14 protein-coding genes are annotated in these 12,307 nt (G+C 40.4%); 4 read left to right on the top strand and 10 right to left on the bottom strand.

What is annotated here, in order from left to right; translation table 11 throughout:
• Position 1 precedes the first annotated feature (1 nt).
• The gene (locus tag AC2HW8_RS09335) at positions 2-865 is read right to left on the bottom strand and encodes a polysaccharide deacetylase family protein (protein WP_484327477.1); all 864 of its coding nucleotides are present in this window, start codon (positions 863-865) and stop codon (positions 2-4) included.
• Between the two features lie 158 nt (positions 866-1,023).
• Here AC2HW8_RS09335 and AC2HW8_RS09340 point away from each other — a divergent pair, with 158 nt between their 5' ends.
• From AC2HW8_RS09340 to AC2HW8_RS09355, 4 genes are all read left to right on the top strand, one after another.
• Positions 1,024-1,416, top strand: a complete 393-nt coding sequence (locus AC2HW8_RS09340) for a Fur family transcriptional regulator (protein ID WP_021883631.1) — start codon at positions 1,024-1,026, stop codon at positions 1,414-1,416.
• A 25-nt stretch (positions 1,417-1,441) separates the two neighbouring features.
• Positions 1,442-1,981, top strand: coding sequence for an NADH peroxidase (locus AC2HW8_RS09345; protein WP_015524277.1), 540 nt, complete (start codon positions 1,442-1,444; stop codon positions 1,979-1,981).
• A gap of 97 nt (positions 1,982-2,078) precedes the next feature.
• Complete coding sequence (gene rd, locus AC2HW8_RS09350) at positions 2,079-2,237, top strand: rubredoxin (RefSeq protein WP_015524278.1); 159 nt, start codon at positions 2,079-2,081, stop codon at positions 2,235-2,237.
• A 64-nt stretch (positions 2,238-2,301) separates the two neighbouring features.
• Complete coding sequence (locus tag AC2HW8_RS09355) at positions 2,302-3,060, top strand: exodeoxyribonuclease III (RefSeq protein ID WP_118102051.1); 759 nt, start codon at positions 2,302-2,304, stop codon at positions 3,058-3,060.
• A 247-nt stretch (positions 3,061-3,307) separates the two neighbouring features.
• On the opposite strand, the gene AC2HW8_RS09360 is transcribed toward AC2HW8_RS09355, so the two are convergent.
• From AC2HW8_RS09360 to AC2HW8_RS09400, 9 genes are all read right to left on the bottom strand, one after another.
• Positions 3,308-4,246 carry a hypothetical protein gene (locus tag AC2HW8_RS09360; protein WP_484327478.1) on the bottom strand — a complete coding sequence of 313 codons (939 nt, stop codon included), beginning with the start codon at positions 4,244-4,246 and terminating at the stop codon, positions 3,308-3,310.
• A gap of 149 nt (positions 4,247-4,395) precedes the next feature.
• Positions 4,396-5,511: an Mbeg1-like protein gene (locus AC2HW8_RS09365; protein WP_484327479.1), complete on the bottom strand. Its 1,116-nt coding sequence runs from the start codon at positions 5,509-5,511 to the stop codon at positions 4,396-4,398.
• Positions 5,512-5,640: 129 nt separating this feature from the next.
• Complete coding sequence (recQ, locus tag AC2HW8_RS09370; protein WP_484327480.1) at positions 5,641-7,446, bottom strand: DNA helicase RecQ; 1,806 nt, start codon at positions 7,444-7,446, stop codon at positions 5,641-5,643.
• Positions 7,447-7,463: 17 nt separating this feature from the next.
• Complete coding sequence (locus AC2HW8_RS09375; protein WP_021883627.1) at positions 7,464-7,838, bottom strand: DUF4186 domain-containing protein; 375 nt, start codon at positions 7,836-7,838, stop codon at positions 7,464-7,466.
• 160 nt (positions 7,839-7,998) lie between these two features.
• Positions 7,999-8,358, bottom strand: a complete 360-nt coding sequence (locus tag AC2HW8_RS09380; RefSeq protein ID WP_147339878.1) for a hypothetical protein — start codon at positions 8,356-8,358, stop codon at positions 7,999-8,001.
• 74 nt (positions 8,359-8,432) lie between these two features.
• A complete protein-coding gene (locus AC2HW8_RS09385; protein ID WP_484327481.1) occupies positions 8,433-9,566 on the bottom strand; it encodes a DUF4428 domain-containing protein in 1,134 nt (377 codons plus the stop codon).
• A 12-nt stretch (positions 9,567-9,578) separates the two neighbouring features.
• Entirely contained in the window at positions 9,579-11,138 is a 1,560-nt protein-coding gene (locus tag AC2HW8_RS09390; RefSeq protein ID WP_484327482.1) for a dockerin type I repeat-containing protein, read from the bottom strand.
• Between the two features lie 13 nt (positions 11,139-11,151).
• Positions 11,152-11,736: a DUF6935 domain-containing protein gene (locus tag AC2HW8_RS09395; RefSeq protein ID WP_015524285.1), complete on the bottom strand. Its 585-nt coding sequence runs from the start codon at positions 11,734-11,736 to the stop codon at positions 11,152-11,154.
• Between the two features lie 16 nt (positions 11,737-11,752).
• Positions 11,753-12,139, bottom strand: a complete 387-nt coding sequence (locus AC2HW8_RS09400; RefSeq protein ID WP_117967778.1) for a hypothetical protein — start codon at positions 12,137-12,139, stop codon at positions 11,753-11,755.
• Positions 12,140-12,307 lie beyond the last annotated feature (168 nt).

Here is a 12,307-nt window from a genome sequence, read left to right on the forward strand (position 1 = left end):
ATTATGACTGCGTTTCAATTCGGATAAGAAGATTCTGCATTGACTCGTTGCGGTCACGGCGGTATCGTCCCAGCTCGTAGAGGCTGTCGGGATTTTTAGTAATTATATTGGGCTTTTCCGTACAGGTTAGTGTACACGAAAAGCCCATTTCTTTTATCAGCTTTTCGGTCAGGTCATTTTTTGCACCGAACGGATATACAAAGCAGGTCGGTTTTTTTCCTGTTGCATTTTCAAGCAAGCCTTGAGCTTTGACAACATCTTCCGTAAGAATAGATTTATATGCTTCGTCACTCTCCCCCGCTTTTGGCAAAACACCCTTTCGTGATTTCAAAGAATGCATATCGTACGAATGATTCTGAATTTCAACATAGCCCGAATCGGACATTTCTTTCATATCGTCAAAAGTTATATGACCGTAGGTCACGGAAATATCCTTGGTTTCGGTGAATTTTTCGGACACTGACGCAATCGGAGATATGACCGCCTTGCAGTTGTATTTTTCAAGCAAAGGGAGTGCATAATAATAATTATTATAATAGCCGTCGTCAAAGGTCAGCATAATGCATTTTTCGGGCAATGATTTTTTGCCGTAAACATAATCGGTAAGGTCTTTTACAACAACGGTTGTGTAGCCGTTTTCGGCAAGATAATTTAAATCGTTTTCAAAAAGAGTCGGTGAAACAGTGTAGTCATTTTGCAGTTTTTCGTCCTTTAAAAGTGAGTGATACATTATTACGGGCAGTTTTACGCTGTCGGTATCAGCCGTTGTTTCTTTTACTGCACCTGTCATTACCGATATTAAAATTACCGCAGACAGGAAGAGAGCCGTAAAAATGATAATTTTTACTGTTTTGTTTGATTTCACTATATTTCCTCCCAATTCTTTGTGCAAGATTTTTTATCTATAATTCTTTATTGTAAATATAATTAAACATCTGCGTGATAGAATATAGCCAAAGTTAATACTGATTACTGATTTTGGTCAATCGGTACTGACTAATATTGCATAAGGATTTATGAATTATGGCAAAAAGAAATTTCAGCTCAAAACGCAATGCAATTTACAACGCTGTGTGCGGTACGGACACTCATCCGAGCGCACGCTGGGTTTATGATAAATTAAAGCCCGAAATTCCCGACCTTAGTCTTGGCACGGTTTACAGAAACATTGCTCTTTTTAAGGATGAAGGAAAGGTCAGCGTTATATGCAATGTAAACGGTGAGGAGCGTATTGACGGCAACACAGAGCCGCACCCCCACTTTGTATGCAACAAATGCAAAGCAGTTATTGATGTTGAAGACAATCAAAATGCTGATGACCTTGAGTCACAGCTTGCCGAAGAGGGATTTAAGGTAGAAAACAGATTTGTTATCTACTACGGCATATGTCCTAAATGTTCGGCAGAAGTACACTAATATTTATTACAAAGGAGAAGTAATTATGAAATGGTATTGCACAGTATGCGGTTATGTTTATGAAGGTCCCGAAGCTCCCGAGGCTTGCCCTGTTTGTAAGGCACCGAAGGAAAAATTTAAGCAGATGGACGAGGAGGCGTCTTTCGCAACAGTTCACGAGGTTGGCGTTGCTCAGGGCGTAAGCGAAGATATTCTCAAGGATCTCAGAGCTAACTTTGAGGGAGAATGCAGCGAAGTCGGTATGTATCTTGCAATGGCAAGAGTTGCAGACAGAGAAGGCTATCCCGAGGTTTCTGCCGCATTTACAAAGTATGCTTTTGAAGAGGCTGAACACGCTGCCAAGTTTGCAGAGCTTTTAGGCGAAGTTCTTACAGACAGCACAAAGAAGAATCTTCAGATGCGTGTAGATGCAGAAACAGGTGCTTGCGAAGGTAAGTTCGACCTTGCAAAGCGTGCAAAGGCTCAGAACCTTGACGCTATTCATGACACGGTTCACGAGATGGCAAAGGATGAAGCAAGACACGGCGCAGGCTTTAGAGGTCTTCTTAACAGATACTTTAAGTAATCATTAAAAAATAAAAAATCAAAAAAGTCAGCTTGATAATCGTATGACCAACAACTAACCGATTACACAACAGACTTTGAACAGGAGATTTGATAGTATGAAATATGTATGCGATGTTTGCGGATATGTTTACGATCCTGAAATCGGCGATCCCGACAACGGCGTTGATGCAGGCACAGCATGGGAAGATGTACCCGAGGATTGGGTATGCCCTCTCTGTGGTGTAGGCAAAGACGAATTTTCCGCAGAAGAATAATTAACAAATTGGCAATTTGGGAGCAGGCAATGCTTGCTCCCTTTTGTGTGTACGGGAGTAAATTATGAAAAAATTGATTTCGTGGAATGTAAACGGACTTCGTGCCTGTGTTACAAAGGGCTTTGAGGACTTTTTTAAAGATGTTGACGCAGATATTTTCTGTCTTCAGGAAACAAAACTTCAAGAGGGACAGATTGACCTCTTGCTTGAAGGATATCATCAGTATTGGTGCTATGCCGACAAAAAAGGCTATTCGGGAACGGCTATGTTCACAAAGGAAGAGCCGTTAAATGTAAGTTACGGAATCGGCATTGACGAACACGACCACGAGGGCAGAGTTATCACGGCAGAATTTGACAATTGTTTTGTTGTCACCTGCTACACTCCAAACTCGCAAAGCGAGCTAAAAAGGCTTGATTACCGAATGAAATGGGAAGATGATTTCAAGGCATATCTGAAAAAACTTGAAGAAAAAAAGCCGGTTATTATGTGCGGTGATTTGAATGTTGCACACAAAGAAATTGATTTGAAAAATCCGAAAACCAACCGTAAAAATGCAGGTTTTACCGATGAAGAGCGTTCAAAGATGACAGCGTTGCTCGATGACGGCTTTATCGACACCTACCGCTATTTCTATCCCGATACAGAGGGCGTGTATTCGTGGTGGTCATACAGATTCAAGGCTCGTGAAAAAAATGCGGGCTGGCGTATTGACTATTTTATCGTTTCAAAAGCTCTTGAAAGCAAGCTTGACGGTGCAAAAATCCATACCGAAATTTTAGGTTCTGACCATTGTCCCGTTGAACTGACGATTGACATTTAAAAAGCAGAGCTTATTGAACACTCCGCTTTCATATGTTTTCTGAGTAAAAAAATAGAGTACCGATTGGTACCCTGACAGTTGACATAATTATTATGTTAATATACAAGTAAGGAAACAGCTTTAGCTGTTTCGCTTGAACGATTTTTATTTTTAATAACCGCTCTGTATTACGATTACAGGGCGGTTATTTCTTTATAGTAAACACAAAAGGTTGTTACCATTTGTAGGCAACAACCCTTTTTTAGAATCAATAGTATTCTGCTTTACCGCAACCCGAACATTTTCTGCCGATTACCTTGTTTTCGTAATGACTCTTTTCCGGAACGGTTACCGTTTTAGTACCGACCTGTACATTAACCCATTCATTACGATAAGAGCCTTTACCCCCATTAAGTAAATGGTTACCACAATGGTGAGTTAATTCCGATTCGCTCATATTTGTCAAGTCTGCACCGCAGTCATTGCAAATAGTTCTGTCGTGTTCTTCATACACTGGTTCCTCGTAGGTATATGCTTTCTTGTCAACAACTTTTACCTTTTCGGTAATGTTTGTCCAACTGTGTGTATGCTGAGGCTTAGGAGTCGGCTTTGAAGATTCATTCTTAGATGAGTCAGGTTTTGAACTTGATGAACTGCTCTGCGGTGTTTTGGATGATTCAGATTTTGAACTCTCCTGCTTTGAGCTGTCGCTCTTAGATGAAGTGTCCTTTTTGCTGTCAGATTTTGAAGTATTTGACTTTGAGGAAGAATTGTTATTCTTGCCTGATGTGCTTGTGTCCTTCTTCTGAGAAGATGAGTTTGTCGGATAGCTGTCAACCTTTACCTTGTTCTGATTTGCCTTTTTCACTTCAGAAGAATCTACCTTGACGGTTTCACCCTTTTCGTTTTTAACCTCAACCTTACCGTCCCTATCAACTTTCACTTCTTTGCCATTCTTATCAGTAATTTTGCCGTCAGCACCTACTTTGAGTCCTGCATCGGTAATTGCTTTATCTGTTTCAGAAAGAGTCGGTGCTGTTTCCGATACTGTTGTTTCTTCTACGCTTGTAGTCTGAACTGTTGTTGCAGTCTTATTTATTGCATTACTATCGTCACAACCGCAACCCGAAAGCATTGCTGTTGCTGTAATCATTGCCGCTGCAATTGCAATTGTCATTGTTCTCTTAATGTTGTTAGTCGTTTTCATATGTCATTATCCTTTTATGTAAATTTGTGAAGAACTCTTATTCTCTGTAACAGTCGAAAAAATCAATACACTTTTTCTTACCATATAATTATAGCAAACTCCTCAGATGCAATCAAGTATCTGAGGAGTATTTATAATATTATATGATATTATGTCGTTATTTCAATTGATTTCTGACCGCCTGTTATGTCGGAAAAATTGTTTTTTGCACTTTTAACGAATGCGAAGATTGTTTTCAAAAGCATATTTCTCGTTTTGCTATCAAGACCTGCAAAGGATTTTAGGATTGTTCCCGTGTTTTTAAGCGGATTTTTCAGCATCTCATTAAAGGTTGCGGTTTCGGTCAGCGACAAAAGGGCAAAAACCTCTTTTGTGAACTCCCGTCTTTGAGCAATTGTCAGCGATTCAACAAATTCTTTCAGCGTGTGGTCAAAGAAAACGCTGAAATTTGTAGTGCTTTTCAGCCTGACAAGGCTGTTCTGCTCAATCTCCCACGAATAGACATCGTGTTGGAGAAAACCTTTTTGATTGCTCTTTACAATTGTATAGCTCTCCTCATGCTCAAACATCATGCCGAAAATGCTTGACTGCGGAACGAAGGTGTAGATTCTGTCATCGACTTCATAAAATCCGCTGTCCCTGATTTTGTCAAGAGAAAACCCCGGTCCGTCAAAATTGTAAATATAATCAATGTGATTTCTTGAATTTTCATCGGTAAAAGCACCGGCATAAACCGCAAGATTTCCGCCCTTTGAGTGACCGCCCAGAATGAATTTTCCGTTGAGCATACGGACTGCCTTTTCAAAATAATCAAGAGCCTTTTTCTGTGACGGCAACGGAAATGTGAAGAACATATTGAAGTCCTCCTGCCAGCCGACAAGAGAAAAGTCCGTTCCTCTGTATGAAATAAAATAATTCTTTTTGAGAAATTCAAAAGTGATTGCGGAAAACTGCATACTCACATCGGACTCAACCTCGTTTACATACCCCGAAACAAGAATTTTGCCGAATCTCTTGCTCTCTGCCGTTGCTTTCAAAAGGTCGGCGTCACCCTTCCACAATAGATTTTTCTCGTAATCATCGGTTGCAAACACACGCATTGCCGCCTGTTCAAGGGTAATTTCATCAAACAGACAGGACGATACCGCACCGTCAAAAGGAAGATATGAAAGCCGTGAAAGCACAAGTGCGTCAAGCTCGTTAAAACCGTCCTGTTCAAATGTCAAATCGCCGCGCCAGCTTATGTAATCAAATATGTCAGCCATACAAATGCCTCCAATCTGTTGTTTCTCTGTAATTATTGTATCACTTTGTACTAATTATTTCAATGCAATTTTGATAATTGTAAAAGAAAAGGACAAACGAATTCGTTCATCCTTTAACAGTATATGAAGTTATCTGAATTTTGCGATTTCTTCAAGAAATTGTTTTCCGAATTTTTCAAGCTTTGTTCTGCCCACACCCGAAACTTCAAGCATTTCATCTGGTGTTTCGGGGCATTTTTTGCACATATCAATCAGCGTTGCATCGGTAAAAATAACATAGGCAGGAACGCTCTTTTTGGATGCAATGCCTTTTCGCAAAGCCTTGAGCGCATCAAGTAAATCGGAATTGACAGGCACTTCGGGACGGTGCGTTTTGACAACCTTTTCGGAGTTTTCAACTTTCTTCATCACAAGCCGTTCTCGTCCGAAAAGCACATCTCGGCTCTTTGGCAAAAGTTTTAGGGCCTCGGTTTCATTGTCGGATGAAATATACTCCTTTTCGGCAAGAAAGTCAATTGTGCCGAAAATATGCCTTGCCGTAACCTCTTTCATTATTCCGTAGGTTGACTGATTGTTAAGCTCAGCTTTTAGAATTTTCTCGCTTTTACTGCCCCTTAACACATCACAAATCACGGTTTTGCCGTACCTTTGTCCTGTTCTTGCAATACACGACATAATTTTTTGAGCGTCAATTGTGACATCAACAAGCTTGTGAACTGAAAGACAGTTGGAGCATTTTCCGCAGTAAGCCTTCTTTTCACCGCCGAAATACCGCAGAATAAATCCACGCAGACAATCGTTTGTTGTGCTGTAAAAGGTCATATATTTTAAGCGTTCAAAATCACGCTCACGAATTTGCTCGTTTTCTTCAATTGTAAGTTCATCGTTGCCCTCGGAATTTTCAATCATAAAGCGATTTAGACGAACATCCTTAGGACTGTAGAGCAAAATACAATCAGCCTCACCGCCGTCACGACCTGCCCGTCCTGCCTCTTGATAGTAGCTTTCAATGTTTTTCGGCATATTGTAATGAATTACATATGTAACATTTGACTTGTCAATTCCCATACCGAAAGCATTGGTTGCAACCATAATATTTTTTCGGTCAAAAACAAAATCCTCCTGATTTTTCCTGCGTTCGTATTCATCAAGACCTGCATGGTATCTTGCCGCCGAAAAGCCGTTATCGCAAAGCAATTCGCAGACAGATTCAACATTTTTTCGGGTTGCACAATAGACAATTCCCGACCTGTCGCCACGCTCCCGAATGAGGTCAATAAGCTTTTCGTCCTTTGACGATGACTTTATTACACCGAAGAAAAGGTTTGGGCGGTCAAATCCCGTTGTAATTTCAAACGGATTTTCAAGCCTGAGAATTTTCTTTATATCTTCTTTTACATCATTTGTAGCCGTTGCGGTGAATGCTCCGACAATCGGACGATTTGCAAGGCTTTCAACAAATGAAATAATTTTGAGGTAACTCGGTCTGAAATCCTGTCCCCATTGTGAAACGCAATGAGCCTCGTCAACTGCAACCATTGAGATTTTTATCTTTTTACAGGTGTCGAGAAATCCGTCAGTCAACAGCCTTTCGGGTGCAACATAGATGATTTTGTATTTTCCGTGTTCAACATTTGAAAGCACTCGCAGAAATTGCGGATATGAAAGCGAGCTGTTTATATATGCCGCAGGAACTCCCGACTGAACGAGTGAGCCGACCTGATCCTTCATAAGCGAAATCAGAGGTGACACAACAATTGTCACCCCGTCAAAAAGTAATGCGGGAATCTGATAGCACATAGACTTGCCCGCACCTGTGGGCATAATGCAAAGTGCATCTCTGCCGTCAAGCAAAGCGTCAACTATCTGTTCCTGTCCGTCTCTGAAAGAATCGTGTCCGAAGTAATCTTTTAACACGCTTAATTTATCACTCATCTTTTTGCCCTTATCTATCATTCTTTATTGGAATTATAATCATTGTATTCCCTTTCAATCCAAGCCATAAGCAGATTTACAATTTTCTGCTGTTCGACCTCGTTAAGCTGTTTGTCCTTTGCAACTCTGTACCACTTGTTAAGACACCCTCTGCAACAACAGGCACAGGCGTGCTGTGCGATAAAAACAGGGTGTCCCCTCATAGGCGTTTGCTTTCCGTCATTCGGAATATATTTTGGTGCAAGCCGTGTTCTGACAAAATCTTCTGCATGGGAGCGGATTTTATTCATTCCCTTTTCATTAATATAGTCAATGTCCTTTTGCTTTAAATGAAACCGACTGCGAAAATCAGATTTTTTCAGTTTGTTTAGTGCCTCATCTATCGTTTGCATCGTTTATGCCTTCTTTTATTGTCATAACTTAATTATAAACAATTACTACGGTAATGGCAAGAAAAAATGCACTCATTTTCTGTTACAGAAAAAAACAACCCCACGATTATTTTACCGTGGGGTTGTTTTCATAGGGTTGCTTTTCAATTATTTTTAGATATTAAACATCTTTGCAATATTTTTCAGCAAGGGCAAAGAACGCTTTTTCGAGCGAATCCAAGGTTTGTTCCGTCATACTGACCGACATACTGTTTTTGTCGGAAAATATGATTTCAACGATTGTAACCGTGGCGTCATCGACTGTCAGTCCTTTGTTTTTTGGATTATATTTTTTCAGAATTTCCAATGCGTCTTCGGCGGTGTCGCACAGCAGTCTCATATCCGTTTCGTCGATCAAAACATTTTCAAAAGCGATATAACCGCATTTGCAGATAGCGTCAAAAAGGAAATTTACACCTTTTTTTCGCACATAAAAAGAACAGCAGTAGTCAAAATTTGAATGATTTTTTGAATAGCTCACGGATACAATTTCTTTTTTTACACGCATTTTTCGTTTGGAAATATTATGAAATAACGACCGTAAAGTCATATCGGTTATGTCATGGCAGCCCCGCAGAACGGACAGAATTTCGGCGGATTGCCGTCAGGCTTATATCCGCAAGCCGAGCAAACAATTGCCGCAGCATTTTGCGGAGTAAACGGCTGTGGAGCTTGCTGATTTACTGTGTTGCTCTGCATAGGCATTCCGTTCTGCTGATAGCCCATATTGTTCTGCATGGGCATTCCGTTCTGCTGATAGCCCATATTGTTCTGCATAGGCATTCCGCTTTGCTGATAGCCCATATTGTTCTGCATAGGCATTCCGCTTTGCTGATAACCCATATTGTTCTGCATGGGCATTCCGCCTTGCTGATAACCCATATTGTTCTGCATAGGCATTCCGTTCTGCGGATAACCCATATTGTTCTGCATGGACATTCCGTTCTGCGGATAACCCATATTGTTCTGCATACCGTTCCTTATTTGTTCACACAGTCTCATTAACTGCATTCCGTCATCAAACGCTCTCATAAGCTCATTCCTTACAGTACCGATTGACGAATCAACATACATTGATATATCGGTTATGAACGGATGATTTACGATGAATTTTGCTTTTAAAGAAGATATTCTTTGCGGTGATGACGATGTGTTTGTATCACGAACATACGGCTGAAGTGCAAGCGGAACATCAAGCATACCGTTTTGCCCCGAAAATGAGTTTGTTGTATCAAACTGACTGCTAAAACCGCTGTTCCTGCCCTGACGGTTATCATAGCGGTCATACTCATCAGGAATTCCGTCACGGTCGGAATCCTGCAGAGTTGTATATCCAAGCTCAAGCCAAAAGTCCTGCAGCTGTGAAAAATCAAAAATTTCAGGATTGCTGTTTTTGAAATCTCTGCCTATTGTAAAATAGAATTTTCTGTTATTAAAATCTACAACAAGCTTTTCGTTTGTACCGGCACTTGCCGACTGAACAAATGCCGAATATTTCTGTCTGTTCTGTTCACGCTGTTCAAGATGAGCTTTAACATCTGCTAATGTTCTGTTTTTCCAGCCTGATGAAAGCGAACTGAGCTTGTGCTTACAGTCGCTGCAAAGATAACCGTCTGAAAGCTTTTGCCTTGTGAGGGCGTTTACCTTGTCACCGCAAAGGTCACAATATTTCTTTTCAAATAGTCCCATAAACTTTCTCCTTTACAAAAGATTCACGATTTTCTTCTGAATATTTGTAGCATCAATAACTGATATTGTGCCGTCACCGTTTGTGTCTGCAATTTTAAAAGTGTAATCGTCAAATTCTTCAAGCCCGACAATGTATTTTTGAACCAAGGTTGCGTCCACAACATTAATAACACCGTCCATATTGACATCATACGGAACTGTAATGTTTACATCAAAACTAATATCGTCTTTATACAGATATATCTCATACACCCTTGCAATACACTGCGGTTTGCTTACAGTAATGACATGTTTGCCTGGGAATGTTTGAAAACCAAAATATAAGGGTTTTACATTACTGTTTTCCATATCATTTTCAAAGCTATCCTTATAAACGCCGTCAAAAGTGTATCTATCCACCTTAACAGTAATAGTATCATCCGGTGAGCCGCCTGTTTTGAGGTTCATTATAATATTGGCCTTAACCTCTTGCGTCACTTTAACCGATTCACTGTAAATAACATCACCGTTTTTACCCGTAACAGCACATCTGAACTGAGTTTCATCAAAATCCGTATTCGGTCTGATTCTCAAAGTATTTGATTTTGTACCCTTGAAGGAAAACTGGTTTAATGTAGATGAGTCGTCATCTATGTTTTTCCACATTCTTATTATACCGGTGGGTGTTCTTCTCTTTACTTTCATCTGCCACTGATAGCTTGCGGCATTTTTGGCAGCAACCCATATAATTTCTTCTTTGCCTTTCATAATCATAATTTCTGCCTCAGGGAACTGATGTGTAAATGATGGCGATTCATATGGAACATTGTAATATGCCCAAATATAATATTGACCTGTGGTTTCATCCTGAAGAATTGTCGCCTGACTGTCGCCATTGTACAAACCGCATACTGCGTCTTTGTCAACCGCATATCCTTTGTTCATATTAAAGTATAGCTGACAACAATACATACCGCTGTCAAAAGCTTCTCCGTCGTTGAGCTTTCTGCTAACTTTGTTGTTTTTGTACTCATACCACTCAATATAATCAAAACTGTAGTAAGTGCTGTTTATCGGAGTTGCCGTAGTAGAGGGGATTTTCCGCTGTTCAGGTTTCTCCAAGCCTAAAAATCCAATTATAGGAATTTCTGTCTTCTCAAGAAGTCCCGGAAAGTTACATTTTCCCGAATAAAAAGTACCGCTTTTTGAGCCCGTTACTTTACATCTAAAGACAACATCTTTCCACCCTGAGTCAGGTCCTACAAGTTCTGCGTAGGTCTGAAATTTAAGATGGTCTGTAAAAACACCCGAAAATTTCGAGTTGGGTCTGTCGGTTTTATCGGAAAGGTTAACCCAGTTTAGGCTCGGATATTTTGCCTGCCATTGATAGGTAAAGGTTTCGCCTGTACTGCCGCCGTTTACTCCCACGATAATGTTAAGGACATCTCCTATGTAAACCTCGGTGTCGATATATTTGATATAAGCCTGAGCCGCCGCATTTGCGGTTATGGCTGTCATAGGAAGTGTTGTCAACAGCATGAGAAAGCATAAAACAACACTCGAAATACGCTTTACTTTTTTCTTGATTTTCATAAAAATCCCTCCTTCATGCCCAAGGGTCAACCGAAGCCGGAGTTCGTATGTCAGAGAGTGCAAGATTACGCCATAAGAACCATTGATTGCCCTTTCTGCGAAGCTCAATCGGACGAGGTGAGTCTGCTCCCGACGACTGAACCTGAACCTTTGCATAACCCTCGCTCTGATAGGTATATGCATACTCGGAAACGGTTATTTTGTACGGAACATTCGGTGTATAATCGTTCTTCACGGATGAACCCTCAAAATATGAGCGAGGAATATATCCCCTGCCCTTGATTCTGTCACGCAAAAACTGAACATCCATCCCGTTCATCGGCTGAGGTCCTTTTAATACATTAAGCATTTCTATTGTGTTTTCCGGACTTTCGTCATATTCAAGCAACACAAGCATAGCAAATGCCGCTGTTGAAAGAGGTGACGAAAAGTCAAGCTCCGGCATTTTTTTGAGTTCATCTGCATTTTTCGGATAATCGGCAAATACAAATGTTTTGCTTTTGTGCATCGCATTGTTTACCGCTCCCGAAACGGCCTTTGAAACATTGTTTTTTACAGCCTGATTTGTCATATTTTTTAAGCTGTCAAATATACCCATAAACAGTACCTCCTTTTTAAAGTGCGTCAAGTGCGGCGGCAAGATAATCTGCCGTTACGGATGAATAAAAAAACGAGCTTATTTTTCCGAATTGTTTTGCCTGTTTAACCCTGTCGGCAAGGTCGGGATATGCCTGTTCGTCACAGAGCAGAGCCGTTTTACAGCTTGGCAGATATTCCTTTACTTTTCCACAAAGCTCAAGCCGTTTCTCAATAGTTGAATCGGCAAGTCTTGTGACATCCATAAGCAAAACATCAACTCTTTCTGCAATGCACAAATCAAGAATTTTCCCGTCTTGATTCGGTGAAACATTTTCAATACAAAATCTTCCCTTCTTTACAAGGGCATTTTGAATAGCCTCACTGAGCAAATTATTCTGAACACTGAGCAAAATTTTCTTCAACGGACATCACCCCTTTTCACCTATATCTTTCACTTATATTGTACAATTTTGCGATAGAATATGGATGTGCCAAACGGCATATTTCACAACATAAACAAAAAAGCACAGCCGCCCGATTGTTCGGACAGCTGTGACCTTGTGCTAAAAATATTTACGGTGGGTAATTAA

It is taken from the genome of Ruminococcoides sp. (assembly GCF_057037865.1).